Below are 14431 nucleotides of genomic sequence, written 5' to 3'. Positions count from 1 at the left end.
CGTCAAATCGAAGCCCGCAATGGCTGATAGGAAAACTCTATCAATAGGTCCGGAAGCCCGGCGGAAGACGCAGCGATCGCGCCACTGCCAGCACCGCCTGTGCCAGCGGCCCCATCGGCGCGCTGTCGGAAACGATCACGCCCACCCGACTGCCTTCCTCCGTGTCCGGCATCGCATGCGTCCGTGCCCAGTTCAGCCCGTTGAGCAAGGTCGCATGGCTATCCGGTATGATCGAACAGAGCCGCCCCTGCTGCACCAGTCCCAGCAGCGCGACATAGCTATCCGCCGTCACCAGCGGCCGCAACGCCAGCCCCCGCTCGGCCAGCCGTGCGTCCAATATCCGTCGATTCTGCATCCCCTGATGCAACAGGCATAGCGGCAAACGCGCCAGATCGGCCCAGTCGATCACATCGGGAACCACCACGCCCCCGACCGCGCTCACCAGCATCGTCCGCTCGACATAGAGCGGCACCGACAGGGCATGGGCAGGCGGCTCGAAATCCAGATAGGTCAGCCCCGCGTCCAGTTCGAACGCCGCCAACTCCCGCTCGATCTGGCGCGATGTCAGCGCCCGCACCGAAATATTCAGTCCCGGATAGCGGGCCAGCATCGCTTCGGCGAGACAGCCGATCGCGGGCATCGCCGCCGGGATCGCGCCCAGCCGCAACTCCCCCTTCAGCGGCCCGCGCGCCGTTTCCGCCGCCTGCCCCAGCGCATCGGCCGCCGCGACCAGCTGCCGCGCCCAGGGCAGAATCGCCTCGCCCTCCGCCGTCAGCCCGGCATATTTGCGATCCCGCCGGATGAGGCGCTTGCCCAGCTGCGCCTCCAGCGCCGCGATGCCCGCCGACAGCGTGGGCTGCGACACGTTGCAATGCGCCGCCGCGCGCGCGAAATGCCCCTCTCGCTCCAGCGCCAGAAAATATTCGACAAGGCGGGTCTGCATAAAGCTGCTATACTGCGCCGCTGCGCTCCTTGATAGAGGAGAGCTATGACGGGAGGCGCATATGCGCAAGGGACCGATATTGGGCGCGGTGCTGGCCGGCGGGCGCTCCAGCCGCTTCGGCAGCGACAAGGCGATGGCGCTGCTGGATGGACGGACATTGCTCGAGCACGCGATGGCGGGGCTGGCGCCGCATGTGACGAAGGTTATGATCTGCGGCCGGGAAGGCGGCCTGGCGGATCGCCCCCATGCCGATATGGGCCCGTTGGGCGGCCTCAACGCGGCGCTGCATCATGCGTTGAGCCATGAATTTACCGGCGTGCTGACGACCGGCTGCGACATGCCCTTCTACCCCGTTGACCTGCCCGCCGCGCTGATCGGCGACACGGCCGCGATCCTGCACGGCCAGCAACTTCTCGGTTGGTGGCCCGCTACGCTGGCGTTCGAGCTGGACGCGCATCTGGGCGAGGAGAATAGCCGGTCCATCCATGGCTGGCTCGACCGCATCCATGCACGGGTGGTGAAGATGCCCGAACTGGTCCTGCCCAACATCAACCGGCCGGAGGATCTGGTGGCGCTGGCCTGATCGCGCCCACCTCCGTCAGTTAAAGCGTGAGCGCCTCTCCCGCCGCGATCTCGGCCGGGCAATGCGTGCCCGCCACCGCCTCGCCGATCAGCAGCAGGGTCGGGTCTTCGTCGCTGATCGTCGCCACCAGAAAGGCGAGCGCGGACAGCTTGCCGCGGATCAGCCGTTCATTGGACAGCGAGACATTGACCGCCACCATCACCGGCGTTCCGGGGTCACGGCCTGCGGCGATCAGGTTGCGGCTGATCTCCCCCGCCGCCGCACGGCCCATATAGATGCCGAGCGTGCCGCCCGGCCGGGCCAGCGCTTCCCAGTCGAGCTTGAGCGGTTCGCCGGCCTTGAGATGCGCCGTCACCAGGGTCAGTCCGCGCGCCACGCCGCGCAGGGTGAGCGAGGCGCTGCCGCTCGCCGCCGCCGCGCTGGCCGTGGTGATGCCGGGGCAGATGCGAAAGCGCACCCCATCGGCCGCCAGATGCTCCATTTCCTCCGCCGAACGGCCGAAGACCGAGGGGTCGCCGCCCTTGAGGCGCACGACGCGCCTGCCCGCCTTCGCCGTGGCGAGCAGCAGGTCATTGATGCTCTCCTGCGCCTTCGAATGGCGGCCAGACCGCTTGCCGACGCTGACCCGCTCCACGCCCGCAGGGATCAGGTCGAGCACGCCCGGCCCGACCAGCGCGTCGTAGAAGACGATCTCCGCCGCCGCGATCAGCTTTTCGGCCTTGCGGGTCAACAGCTCCGGGTCGCCCGGTCCTGCGCCGACCAGCCAGACTTCACCGGGCGCGATCAGGTCATTCGGCTGCATGGAGCGTCTCCTGCGTGGTTTGAGCGAGAATGTTGGCGATGGCGGGACGGCACGATCCGCAATTGGTGCCGGCGCCCAGCGCCTTGCCGACAGCGGGCACATCGACCAGTTGCTGGTCGCGGATGGCGGCGACGATCTGGTTGAGGCCGATGTCGAAGCAGACGCAGATGGTCGCGCCCTTGTCCGGCTGGCTGCCCGGCCCGCGCGCGGCCAGCACGGTCGCGCCAACGCCCTCGACCGCCAGCTGGCCGATCAGCCAGTCGCGCGAGGGCAGCAGGCCGGTGCGCGTCACGAACAGCACCGCCACCAGCTTTCCGTCGCGGATGATGGCGATCCGGCGGCTGCCGCGCGTCTGGTCGATCGCTTCGACCCGCTCGCCTTTGGGCAGGCAGGCCTCCAGCCGCGCCGCATCGCCGTTGCCGGCCATCTCGTAGAGCGCGCCGCCCGGCACCGCCACCTTCGTCGCCCAGAGGCAAGGAAGCTTCACCGGCTCCTGCCCGCGCAGGATCAGGAAGCCCTTCCACTCGGTCGCGACCCGCTCGACGCTGGCCGGGGTCGATTTGAAGCCGGGCTGGCCCGAATGGGGATCGACCAGCGGGCGCGGCAGCAAGCCGGTACGCCCCCCGCTCGATATCTGGTCGGTCCAGTGGATCGGGGTGAAGATCTCGCCGCGCCGCTGGCCGTCGCTATAAGCGACGCGGAAGATGCTATTGCCCTGCGCCGTCTGCACCCGTGCCAGATCGCGATCGGCGATGCCCAGCAACTCGGCGTCCTGCGGGTGGATCTCCACCAGAGGCTCCTCGCGATGCCGGGCCAGCTTGGGCGCGAGGCCGGTGCGCGTCATCGTGTGCCACTGGTCGCGATAGCGGCCAGTGTTGAGCGTCATCGGCCAGTCGCGCAGCGGCCCCTGCACATCCATCTGTTTCGTCAGCACCAGCCGCGCCTTGCCGTCGGGCGTCGGGAAACGCCCATCGGCGAAGGGCGCGCCGCCCCAGCGGAAACTCTCCATCGCCTCATAGGCGTCATTGCCGATGGTGGCGTGGCTGCGCAGGTTGAGCAGCCGCTGCCCGTCATTCTGATAGGCGGTCAGGCGCGCATGTTCGCGCCAGATGTCGGCGGGCCGGTCATAGGCGAAAGCGCTCTGCCAGCCCATGCGGCGGCCGACCTCCTTGACGATCCACCAGTCGGGCTTCGCCTCGCCCGGCAGCGCCAGAAAGGGGCGCTGCCGGCTGACGGTGCGATCGCTGTTGGTGACGGTACCGTCTTTCTCGCCCCATCCGGCGGCGGGCAGGCGCACATGAGCATGGGTAGAGCTGTCGGTATCGGCCATGATGTCCGACACGACCAGAAAGGGGATCGACTCCAGAGCCTCGCGCACACGGCCCGCGTCGGGCAGCGAGACGGCGGGGTTGGTCGCCATGATCCACAGCGCCTTGATCCGGCCTTCGTTGATCGCGCGGAACAGGTCGACAGCCTTCAGGCCCGGCCTGGTCGCCACGCGCGGCGCGGCCCAGAAGCGGCCGACGCGCGCGACATTCTCCGGGGCGAAGTCCATGTGTGCGGCCAGCGTCGAAGCGAGGCCGCCGACTTCGCGCCCGCCCATGGCATTGGGCTGGCCGGTGATCGAGAAGGGCGCCGCGCCCGGCTTGCCGATCCGGCCGGTGGCGAGGTGGACGTTGATGATCGCGTTGACCTGATCGGTGCCACGGATCGACTGGTTGATGCCCTGGCTGAACAGAGTGACGGTGCGCGGGGTCGCGGCGAACAGCGTGTAGAACTGCTCCAGCAAAGCGGGCGCGATGTCGCAGGTTTTCGCCGTGGTCCAGAGATCGTGGCCGGTGCGGATATGCTCCCAGAAGCCTTCGGACGCGTTTACATGATCGGCAACGAAGGCCGGGTCGGTGATGCCCTGCGCCTCACACCATGCCAGCAGACCGTTCATCAGCGCGACGTCAGTGCCCGGCTTGACCGGCAGATGCAGGTCGGCGCCCTCGCAGGTTTCGGTGCGACGCGGATCAATCACTACCAGCTTCGTGCCGCGCGCGGCGCGGGCCGCCTGTATGCGCTGATAGACGATCGGGTGACACCATGCGGTATTGGACCCGACCAGTACAATGAGGTCCGCTTCCTCCAGATCGCCATAGGTGGCGGGCACAATATCCTCGCCGAACGCCCGGTTATGCCCGGCGACGGCGCTCGACATGCAGAGGCGGCTATTGGTGTCGATATTGGCCGAACCGATGAAGCCCTTCATCAGCTTGTTGGCGACATAATAATCCTCGGTCAGCAACTGGCCCGAGACATAGAAGGCGACGCTGTCGGGACCGTGGCGGTCGACGGTTTCGCGAAACTTCTTCGCCACCAGATCCAGCGCCTTGTCCCAGCTGGCCCGCTTGGCTCCGACCATCGGATGCAGCAGCCGGCCGGTCAGGCCGACGGTTTCGCCCAGATGCGTGCCCTTGGAACAGAGGCGCCCGCCATTGGCCGGATGCGCCTCGTCCCCCTTGATGACCACCGATCGCGGCCCGGTCGGCGTGGCCGAAATGCCGCAGCCAACGCCACAATAGGCGCAGGTGGTGCGGATGGCATCTACCATATTATAGCCCCTCCCTTGAAAGGGAGGGGAGAATAGTCCCCTCTCCTCACGCCGCCGCCTTCATGGCCGCCGGCCGCGCGATCAGGATGCGACCGCCCTCCTGCCTGACCGCGATAGTCGGCGTGCAGCCCTCGTCCGCGCCCTGCGCCTCGCCCGTCTTCAGGGCGATGTTCCAATTGTGCAGCGGACAGGCGACGCTGTGACCATGGACGATGCCCTGACTGAGCGGCCCCTTCTTGTGCGGGCATTCATTGACCAGCGCGAAGACATGGTCGTCGCCGGTGCGGAACACCGCGATTTCCTTCTCGCCGCCAATCTGTACCGTGCGGGCGCCGCGCTGGGGAATGTCGGCCAGCGTTCCGATGTCGATCCAGTCGGTCATGGGGGTTACTCCGCAGCGATGGCGATGGGGGCGAGAGGCTGGTGCAGTTCGGCATGCTGGCCGGCGGCACGCTCTGCCCATGGGTCTTCCTGAGAGAAGCTCTGCGAATAGAGGAAGCGCGCGCGCAGCGCCTCGCGGCCTGCATCGTCCTCTACGATCCGCTGCTTGATATAGTCGACGCCGACGCGCTCGATCCAAGGCGCGGTGCGCTCCAGATAGCGCGCTTCCTCGCGATAGAGCTGGGTGAAGGCGGCGCAATAATCCATCGCCTCCTGCTCGGTCGCGACCTTGCACAGCAGGTCGGTGGCGCGGACATGAATGCCGCCATTGCCGCCGACATGCAGTTCATAGCCCGAGTCCACGCAGACCACGCCGAAATCCTTGATCGTCGCTTCGGCGCAGTTGCGGGGACAGCCCGACACCGCGATCTTGAACTTGTGGGGCATCCACGACCCCCAGGTCATGCGCTCGATCCTGACGCCAAGGCCGGTCGAATCCTGCGTGCCGAAACGGCACCATTCGGAGCCGACGCAGGTCTTCACCGTGCGCAGCGACTTGCCATAGGCATGGCCCGACACCATGCCCGCGGCATTGAGGTCGGCCCAGACGGCGGGCAAATCTTCCTTTTTGATGCCGAAGATGTCGAGCCGCTGGCCGCCGGTGACCTTCACCATCGGCGCGTTGAACTTCTCGACCACGTCGGCGATGGCGCGCAGTTCGCGCGGGTTGGTCAGGCCGCCCCACATGCGCGGGACGACGGAATAGGTGCCGTCCTTCTGAATATTGGCGTGCATCCGTTCGTTGACGAAACGGCTCTGCTGATCGTCCTGATATTCACCGGGCAGCGCGCAGAGCAGATAATAGTTCAGCGCGGGGCGGCAGGAGGAGCAACCGTCCGGCGTCGACCAGTGCAGCAACTGCATGACCTCGGGGATGAAGCGCATATTCTGCGCCACGATCTCCCGGCGGACATCGTCATGGGTGAAGCTGGTGCATTTGCACATCGTCTTCGGCCCGGACTTCACATCGTCGCCCAGCACCACGGCCAGCAGATTTTCAACGAGGCCGGTGCAACTGCCGCAACTGGCCGACGCCTTGCAGGTGGCGCGGACGGCGTCGAGGCTGCAATTGCCCGCTTCGATGCAAGCAACGACCTGACCCTTGCTGACGCCGTTGCAGCCGCAAATCTCGGCATCGTCCGAGAGCGCCGCAACGGCCACCTTAGGGTCCAGCGCGCCTCCTCCCGAGGCGAAGGCCTGACCGAAGATCAGCAGGTCGCGAATGTCGGCGACATCCTCCTCGCGTTTGAGCATGTCGAAATACCAGCCGCCATCGACGGTATCGCCATAGAGCACCGCGCCGACGATCCGGTCGTCCTTGACGATGACGCGCTTGTAGACGCCGCGCGAGGCGTCGCGCAGGACGATATCCTCGCAGCCCTCGCCGCCCGAGAAATCACCGGCGGAGAAAACGTCCAGACCCGCGACCTTCAGCTTGGTCGAAGTGACCGACCCCTTATAGCCGCTATGTTGGTCGGTCAGGCCATCGGCCAGACTGCGGCACATGTCCCATAGCGGCGCGACCAAGCCGTAGACATTGCCGTCATGCTCGACGCATTCGCCGACCGCGAGGACATCGGGGTCGCTCGTCACCATATGGTCGTCGACCTTGATGCCGCGATTGACCTCCAGCCCGGCTTCGCGCGCCAGCGCGGTCGCGGGGCGGATGCCCACCGCCATGACGACGAGGCTCGCCGGAATCTCGCGGCCGTCCTTCAGGCGGACGCCCTCGACCTTGCCGTCGCCGTAGATCGCTTCGGTGTTGGCGCCGGTCAGGATGGTCTGGCCGCGCCCTTCCAGCGCACTCTTGAGCAGCCAGCCCGCCGCTTCGTCGAGCTGCCGCTCCATCAGCGTGTCCATCAGGTGGATCACCGTCACCTTCATGCCGCGCAGGGTCAGGCCATGCGCCGCTTCCAGCCCCAGCAGCCCCCCACCGATCACCACCGCCGCGCCACCCTGATCGGCCGCCGCCAGCATGGTGTCGACATCCTTCATGTCGCGGAAGCTGATGACGCCGGGCAGATTCTTGCCCGGCACCGGGATGATGAACGGGTCGGAACCGGTCGCGATCAGCAGCTTGTCATAATGGACGCTGCGTCCGCTCTGCGCCGTGACGCGCTTGGCGTCGCGGTCGATCGCCGTCACCGGATCGCCCGCGATCAGGTCGATGTCATTATCGTCATACCAGGCGCGGTCGTTGATGACGATCTGCTCGAACGTCTTCTCCCCCGCCAGCACTGGCGACAGCATGATGCGGTTATAGTTCACATAAGGCTCGGCGCCGAAGATGGTGACGCGATAGCGCCCCGCATCGCGTGCCAGCAGTTCCTCGACCGCGCGGCAACCGGCCATGCCGTTGCCCACGACCACCAGATGTTCCCGCACATCGTCGGTCGGCACGCGGATATCGTCCCCGCTATCCACCACCGGCTCGGTTGTTCCGATCTGAAATTCCATCCCCGTGACTCCAGAAACCAAAAAAGCCGCCATCCTGACCCCCGGAGCTTTTCGCTTCCGAGAGTCAGGATGGCGGCTTTGCCATCATATCGCGCCTTGACCGTTCTACCCTGAACCGTTGCGGCTATGTGAGCGGAACATCCTTGTTCCTTGCAGTGCAGCATATGGGGAATCGCCCGACCACTCAAGCGATTCCTCTCATGCTTTTTCAATCAGATGGACCAGTCCGCCTGCACCCAGACTTTGTCCGTGTCGGTCGCCATCGCCTTTGCCTCATAATGGGCATAGCGCAACGACAGCGCCGTCTTCCCCGCCTTCGCGGACGCGAGAAGGTCGATTTCATTACCATAATGCTGGTCCAGCCGGTCGCTGTCGAACCGGTGCCAGCTCGCCGCCAGCGCCACGCCGATCAGCGGCCCCATCTGCTTCCAGCCATAGCCGCCACCGACATAAAGGTCGCGTATGCCATTAGCCGGCGTCGTCAGGAATTTGTCGGCCCAGCCCTGAAATTTGAAATTGGTGCCGAGCGGCGTCTGAAAACTGGTGAAGGCGGCACCGCTGCTGGCCCCCAGCACCTCGTAGCCGCCATTTAATTTCCATCCCCTCACGTCGAGCGTCGCATCGGCCAGCCAGTAATCCGCCCCATAATCATTGGGATTGCTGTGATAATCGGACTGGCGCGCATAGCTGAGCTGATAGCTGATCTTCGCGGCCTTGGACAAAGGCCGCGCCCCCGCCAGCCGCACACCATAGGTCTGGCTCGAAAAGCGAAATGCCTGCACCGCCGCCTCATCCTGATCCACCAGATAGGCAAAACCGGTCAGCGTGCCGACCGGCGTGGCATAGGACAGGTTCGCCAGAATATTGTCCCCGCTCACGGCCTGTTGCCGCACGCCTTTACCCTGAAAGCCCCAGATGGTGCGCACGCTCCAGGCACAGGCGACATCCAGCTTCAGCCCCTTGGCCGGGGTCAGTTCAGCGCGCACCGCGTCGAAGGTCTGCGCATTGTCGCGAAAGGCGACATTGCCCACAAACCGCTCGTCATCCAGCGCGATCTTCTGCCGTCCGCCCGTCAGCGTCAGCGCCTTCGTCTTATATTGCAGCTGGGCGATATAGAGCGCGACATTTTGCGGATCGGCGACGATCGGCCGCGTGGCCGCACCATTCAGCCCGTCATAATAGTCATCGACGATGGCCAGCGTCCCCTGCCCCACGATCGTCGCCGACAACGCCCCGGCCGATGCGGTCAAGCCAGCACGGGCGCGCACGGTCAGCGCGTCGGCCGTCTCCTGTGCCACCCCATCCTGATCGACATGCTCATAGCGCAACCGCGCTTCGGCAACCGGCTTCAAGCTGATGTCTTGGGCACAAGCCGGCCCCGCGACAGCCAGCACGGCCGCCGATGCACATAATATCTTCATGAGAAATCGTCCCCCCTCGGACGAGATTGCCAGCTACATCCGTTCGTCCTGAGCGAAGTCGAAGGACATGGCTGAGCACAGCGAAGCCTTTGGCTCCTATTCAAACCGAACGGCGTTAAGCGATTGGATTGGGGCGACGGTCCATGCCGCCGCCCTCCTCTCCACCCCTCAGATGCGTGCGCCGCTGGTCCAGGTGGCGCGCCACCTGGCCTTCACCAGCGTCAGGCCCGCCAGCGCCACCAGCGCCAGCCCTGCAAAGATCAGGAAGCCCGGCGCAAAGCTGCCGGTCATCTGCTTGGCCAGCCCCAGCGAACTGGCAAGGTAGAAGCCGCCAATGCCCCCGGCCATGCCGACCAGCCCCGTCATCACGCCGATTTCCGCCTGAAACCGCTGCGGCACCAGTTGAAACACCGACCCATTGCCCGTACCCAGCGCCAACATCGCCAGCACGAAGAAGCCCAGCGCGCCGACCAGCGTGGTGGCATAGGATACGCCCGCCAGCGCCAGCGCCGCCACGATCAGCACCATGGTCAGCGTCTTCACGCCGCCGATCTTGTCGGCCAGCGCGCCACCCATCGGCCGCACCAGCGACCCGGCGAACACGCAGCCGGCGGTGCAGTACCCCGCGATGATCGGTGTCAGGCCGAACTGGTCGGTGAAATAGATGGGCAAGGACGCAGCCAGACCCACAAACCCGCCGAACGTCACGGAATATAGCCCCATCAGCCACCAGGCGTCGCCCTGCTTCAGCGGCTCGAAATAGTCGATCATCTTCTTGGGCGCGGGCGCGTTGGGCGCATCCTTGGCCATGATCATATAGATGACGAACACGATGCTGAGCGGAATACAGGCCAGCCCCAGCACGGCGTTCCAGCCGAACAGCTTGGCCAGCATCGGCGCGAACAGCGACGCCAGCACCGTGCCGCTATTGCCCATGCCGGCCAGACCCATCGCCTTGCCCTGATGCTCGGCCGGATACCAGCGGCTCGCCAGCGGCAGCGCGATCGCGAAGCTGGCACCCGCGAAGCCCAATATCACGCCCAGCGCCAGCGTCCCGCCAAAGCTGTTGACCCCCATCGCCCAGGCCGTGAACAGCCCGGCAATCACGATGATCTGGCTGATCGCACCCGACCGCTTCGGGCCGATCCGGTCGACCAGCAACCCGTTGACCACGCGCAGCAGCGCACCGGCCAGCGTCGGCGTGGCGACCATCAGCCCCTTTTCGGCCGGCGTCAGCATCAGCGTCTTGGAAATCATCGGGGCCAGCGGCCCCAGCAGCACCCACACCATGAAGGCAAGGTCGAAATAGAGAAAGGCGGCGATCAAGGTCGGCATATGGCCGGCCTTCCAAAAGCTGGTCGCGGGCGCGGCCGGTTCGGCCTCCTGTCCTTCGCGATCCCAATAAGCGGTTGCCATGCTACGTCCCCCAATAGATGGAAAATGGACACGAAAAAAGCCGCAGGCCGGACGTTACCCCATCGGTAAGTCCGGTCAGCGGCTTTGCTGCGAAATTTGGTGAGGACGGCAATCCCACCCTTGGGACAGCACATCCGGATCAGCGCGCTTCGATGCGCGACTCCATGATCATCCTGCAAGATGCGTCATGTTGCAAGGCACAAAATAGGGCAGCGATACACCCCAACCCTCGTCATCCCAGCGAAGGCTGGGATCTCTCTGCCTTTTCAATTCTGTAGGCCAGAAGAAGAGAGATACCAACCTTCGCTGGCATGACGAAAAACTGCCTCGGCACGTTAATGCTCATCGCGCCGGCACAAAACTCGCCAGAAATTCCTCGATCTTCTCCGGGTCGAACACCCGCCCGTCGAAGAAGCGATCCGGCCCCAGCGTCAGTTCGCCCCGGCGCGATCCCACCGCCAGCGGCAGGTCCATCGCGCCTTCCAGCTTCATGCTCGCGCCGGGCATAGGGACATCACTGTCCGCCAGCGCCCGGCGATAGACGTCCGGCCGAAACACCCCGCCCGCCTTCGCCACGGTCACCGCATCATGCTCCACCATGCCCCAACGCACCAGTTGCGAATAGATCCACAGCGCTTGGCTCCGCCATGGGAAGGACGTCGCCTCCCGGCTGAACAGCATGAAATCGGGATTGGCGATCGGCGCCTCCCCCGCCCGCGCGACGATCTGCCCGCTCAGCGCCCGGCCGATCAGCTCGGCCGGCTGATCGACATAGCGCGGATCGGCCAGCAGGTCCGCCAACGTGCCATGATGGGCCGGATCGTCGCACCACGCCGCCGCCCGCGCCAGCGCGCGCAGCAACCGATCGACCGTTTCGGGATTCTCTTCCAGCCAGCTTTCGCGGAAGGCCAGCACCTTCTCCACACCGCGCCGCCAGATGCGCTCGCCGATCGCCACCGTCTCGGCCAGCCCGGCCTCGACCGCCGCGCTGCCCCAGGGTTCGCCCGCAATGAAGCCGTCAATCTCGCCTGCCCGCATCGCCTCCACGGTCAGCGACGGCGGCAGCACGCGCAGCACAACATCCTTGTCCGGGTCCACCCCCGCACTCGCCAGCCAGTAACGCAGCATCAGGCTATGGCTGGAAAAACGATGCACCACGCCGATGATCGGCTTGCGCCGCCACAGCCCGATCGCGGCGGCAAAATCATGCGCCGTGCCCAGCGGATCGGCCAGCCGCGCCGCCACATCCGGCTCCAGCGCCTTGGCGAAATCGCTCGCCATCACCAGCATATTGCCGTTGACGCCCAGCTTGTAGGGCGCGGCGATCGCGGCCGGCTGCTGGCTCAAGCCCAACGTCACCGCCACCGCCAATGGCGCCAGCATCTGCGCACCATGCACCTGCCCATAGACCAGCCGGTCGCGCAACGTCGCCCAACTGGTCGTGCGAATGAGGTCCAGCCGCAGCCCCTCTTCCTCGGCAAAGCCCCGTTCCTGCGCCGCCACCAGCACGGCCGCATCGGTCAGCGGCAGGAAGGCGATCTTCAACTCGGTCATCATAGCCCCCCTCCCAGCAAATCGCTGGCGGTGATCAGCGCCTGCGCCACCTCCACGATCTTCTTGCCTTGGTTCATCGCGCTCGACCGCAACAGCGCATAGGCATCCTGCTCGCTCAGCGACCGCTGGTTCATCAGGATCGACTTGGCGCGGTCGATGATCTTGCGATCGGACAGCGCCGTGCGGGCCTCGTCCAGTTCACCCTGTATCTTGGCAAAGGCATTGAAGCGCCGTACCGCCAGTTCCAGCACCGGCCTCACCCGCTCCTTGCGCAGGCCATCGACGACATAGGCCGACACGCCCGCATCGATCGCCGCGCCGATCATGCTATCGTCGGACTGGTCCACAAACATAGCGATCGGCTTGGCCAACGCGCGGCTGACGATCAGCATTTCCTCCAGCGTATCGCGGCTGGGGCTGCCCAGATCCATCAGCACCACGTCGGGCGCCATCCGCTCCAGCCGCGCGACGAAGGCGCCACGCGGCGGCACGATATGGATATCGTCATAACCCGCCTCGCGCAGCCCTTCCTCCAGGACGGTCGCCCGCAACCCGCTGTCATCGATGATGACGATTCGCATCTACTCTTGCCTCTTTTGCCCCGTGAGTGACGCCAATGCTGCGCCGCGTCAATCGGGCGGACAGGGGAGGCGGCGCGGAGAAGGCCCGGATGGGTGGCTTGCAGAATGTCTGCTTCTGTTATGCCTCTCCCGTTTTTCACGGGAGAGGGTAAAAGGGACGTCCATTTCTGCTCGTTACCAGCCAAGCCCTACCCCCGCGCCGACCGCACGGCGCAAAGCATCGACACCGCCAGCGCCGGCACCGCGACCATAGCGATCGCGGCCAGCAATTGCCCATCCAGCAACCAGTCGGACAGCGCGCCCGCCGCCAGCGGACCTATCGCGCAGAAGATCGCCACCACGAAGCTCCACACGGCAAAGCTGCGCGCGCGCAGATTGGCCGGGGTCAGATCCTGCAACATGGTCGGAACCAGCGCATTGGCCACGCAGGTCAGGAACAGGAAAGCGCCAACCGCGATCAACGCCCGGTCGACATCGCCCACGCTGAGCAAGGCAAGCGAACAGGGTATCGCGGCGCAAGCGCTCACCCCCATGATGATCGGCCGCGCAGCAAGGCCAAAGCGCCGTTGCAGCAGCCGGTCAAGAAACCCCGCCACCGGCAGGCAGCCGATCGTCGTCATCAGCGTCACGATGCCCAGCGCATGGCCGATCACCGCGATCGGTGCGTCGAACCGTCGCTCCAGCGCCATGGCGATCAGCGGGTTGAGCGCCTGCACGGCGATCATCAAACTCCCCGCCACGCCGACGAACAACCCCACCGCCCGCCACCGCTCCCGCAGGAACACCAGCAACGATGCGGACAAGGGCTGGTCGTCCGACACCACCCCACGCGGCGGGTCCAGTGTCACCAGCGCCCCGACGATCAGCGGCACGCCTGCCAGCGACAGCAGCAGGAACGCCTTGCGCCATGGCTCGATCGCCTGCGGAAACACCCCGTCCGCCGCGCCGACGATGGCGTCCCCAAAATAGAAGCCCGCGCTCGCCCCCGCCGCCATCAGCGCCGCAAAGGACAGGTTGGCCGCCACCCGGTGCCGTTCCGGCGCCAGATCGGGGATCATCGAATAGACGATCGGGATCATCGCGAACTCGGTCACGCCCGACGCCGCCCGACCGATGAAGAACAGCGGAAAATCGGGCGCCAGCGCGCTCAGCACCATCAACAGGCTCCATCCGACGATCAGGCCGACCAGCACGATCTTGCGCGATATGCGGTCGGACAGGCGCGCGATCGGCACGGCGATGGCACTGGCCACCAGCACGCCCGCCAGTCCCTGCAACGCGCCGATCATGGCATCGCTCACATCGAAGCTGCTCTGGATCGCGGACAGCAGGACTGCCTGCAATCCGCGATCGCTCATCTGTACGCCCGCCGTGACGCCCAGAAAGCCGACGGTAAACAGCGCGCGTAGCGACCAGCTACGATCGCCCAATGCCGGCGCGCTGCCGGACGCTTCCTGTGCGATAGCGACGATGACATTTCCCCCATGCAACTAACTTGCAATAGCGATCAAAGCATGAGTCGTACCGGAAATCCACGGCTTTTCCGCGCCCCTGTCCCCGAAGCCACTTTGCTGCTAGAAAGCCTCCGCAACAGGCGGCGCTCTATCGGTCGTCCGCCTCAACCGCCCGCCGGAGAC

The 14431-nt window shown here is 65.7% G+C and carries 11 protein-coding genes; 1 reads left to right on the top strand and 10 read right to left on the bottom strand.

Annotated features, from left to right (window positions below):
• Nucleotides 1–40: 40 nt before the first annotated feature.
• Nucleotides 41–943 (bottom strand): LysR family transcriptional regulator, encoded by a 903-nt coding sequence (locus RQH62_RS01690; RefSeq protein WP_311267004.1) that lies wholly within the window; start codon nt 941–943, stop codon nt 41–43.
• A gap of 61 nt (nt 944–1004) precedes the next feature.
• Here RQH62_RS01690 and RQH62_RS01685 point away from each other — a divergent pair, with 61 nt between their 5' ends.
• Nucleotides 1005–1526, top strand: coding sequence for a molybdenum cofactor guanylyltransferase (locus RQH62_RS01685; RefSeq protein ID WP_311267003.1), 522 nt, complete (start codon nt 1005–1007; stop codon nt 1524–1526).
• Nucleotides 1527–1545: 19 nt separating this feature from the next.
• On the opposite strand, the gene cobA is transcribed toward RQH62_RS01685, so the two are convergent.
• From cobA to RQH62_RS01640, 9 genes are all read right to left on the bottom strand, one after another.
• Entirely contained in the window at nt 1546–2328 is a 783-nt protein-coding gene (gene cobA, locus RQH62_RS01680) for a uroporphyrinogen-III C-methyltransferase (RefSeq protein WP_311267002.1), read from the bottom strand.
• Complete coding sequence (locus RQH62_RS01675) at nt 2315–4924, bottom strand: molybdopterin-dependent oxidoreductase (protein WP_311267001.1); 2610 nt, start codon at nt 4922–4924, stop codon at nt 2315–2317. Before RQH62_RS01675 ends, cobA begins: the two co-directional genes overlap by 14 nt.
• 46 nt (nt 4925–4970) lie before the next feature.
• Nucleotides 4971–5306: a nitrite reductase small subunit NirD gene (nirD, locus tag RQH62_RS01670; RefSeq protein WP_311267000.1), complete on the bottom strand. Its 336-nt coding sequence runs from the start codon at nt 5304–5306 to the stop codon at nt 4971–4973.
• Nucleotides 5307–5311: 5 nt separating this feature from the next.
• Nucleotides 5312–7822 carry a nitrite reductase large subunit NirB gene (gene nirB / locus RQH62_RS01665; protein WP_311266999.1) on the bottom strand — a complete coding sequence of 837 codons (2511 nt, stop codon included), beginning with the start codon at nt 7820–7822 and terminating at the stop codon, nt 5312–5314.
• Between the two features lie 212 nt (nt 7823–8034).
• Complete coding sequence (locus RQH62_RS01660; protein ID WP_311266998.1) at nt 8035–9243, bottom strand: hypothetical protein; 1209 nt, start codon at nt 9241–9243, stop codon at nt 8035–8037.
• 168 nt (nt 9244–9411) lie between these two features.
• The gene (locus RQH62_RS01655; RefSeq protein WP_311266997.1) at nt 9412–10659 is read right to left on the bottom strand and encodes a nitrate/nitrite transporter; all 1248 of its coding nucleotides are present in this window, start codon (nt 10657–10659) and stop codon (nt 9412–9414) included.
• 342 nt (nt 10660–11001) lie between these two features.
• On the bottom strand, nt 11002–12216 hold the full coding sequence (locus RQH62_RS01650) for a CmpA/NrtA family ABC transporter substrate-binding protein (RefSeq protein ID WP_311266996.1): 1215 nt from the start codon (nt 12214–12216) through the stop codon (nt 11002–11004).
• Nucleotides 12213–12794, bottom strand: coding sequence for an ANTAR domain-containing protein (locus tag RQH62_RS01645; protein WP_311266995.1), 582 nt, complete (start codon nt 12792–12794; stop codon nt 12213–12215). Before RQH62_RS01645 ends, RQH62_RS01650 begins: the two co-directional genes overlap by 4 nt.
• Nucleotides 12795–12982: 188 nt before the next feature.
• Nucleotides 12983–14284, bottom strand: coding sequence for an MFS transporter (locus RQH62_RS01640; protein WP_311266994.1), 1302 nt, complete (start codon nt 14282–14284; stop codon nt 12983–12985).
• Nucleotides 14285–14431: the final 147 nt, after the last annotated feature.

The organism is Sphingobium sp. WCS2017Hpa-17 (assembly GCF_031843765.1).
Classification (GTDB): Bacteria; Pseudomonadota; Alphaproteobacteria; order Sphingomonadales; family Sphingomonadaceae; genus Sphingobium.
Note: the sequence above shows the minus strand (reverse complement) of the source record. Positions and strands in the feature narration are given on the sequence as shown.

What these genes read in the sequence shown, in the direction of transcription:
- RQH62_RS01655 (WP_311266997.1), bottom strand. Translation starts at nt 10,659, where the DNA reads ATGGCAACCGCTTATTGGGATCGCGAAGGACAGGAGGCCGAACCGGCC.
- RQH62_RS01650 (WP_311266996.1), bottom strand. Translation starts at nt 12,216, where the DNA reads ATGATGACCGAGTTGAAGATCGCCTTCCTGCCGCTGACCGATGCGGCC.
- RQH62_RS01690 (WP_311267004.1), bottom strand. Translation starts at nt 943, where the DNA reads ATGCAGACCCGCCTTGTCGAATATTTTCTGGCGCTGGAGCGAGAGGGG.
- RQH62_RS01675 (WP_311267001.1), bottom strand. Translation starts at nt 4,924, where the DNA reads ATGGTAGATGCCATCCGCACCACCTGCGCCTATTGTGGCGTTGGCTGC.
- RQH62_RS01685 (WP_311267003.1), top strand. Translation starts at nt 1,005, where the DNA reads ATGCGCAAGGGACCGATATTGGGCGCGGTGCTGGCCGGCGGGCGCTCC.
- RQH62_RS01660 (WP_311266998.1), bottom strand. Translation starts at nt 9,243, where the DNA reads ATGAAGATATTATGTGCATCGGCGGCCGTGCTGGCTGTCGCGGGGCCG.
- RQH62_RS01645 (WP_311266995.1), bottom strand. Translation starts at nt 12,794, where the DNA reads ATGCGAATCGTCATCATCGATGACAGCGGGTTGCGGGCGACCGTCCTG.
- nirB (WP_311266999.1), bottom strand. Translation starts at nt 7,822, where the DNA reads ATGGAATTTCAGATCGGAACAACCGAGCCGGTGGTGGATAGCGGGGAC.
- nirD (WP_311267000.1), bottom strand. Translation starts at nt 5,306, where the DNA reads ATGACCGACTGGATCGACATCGGAACGCTGGCCGACATTCCCCAGCGC.
- cobA (WP_311267002.1), bottom strand. Translation starts at nt 2,328, where the DNA reads ATGCAGCCGAATGACCTGATCGCGCCCGGTGAAGTCTGGCTGGTCGGC.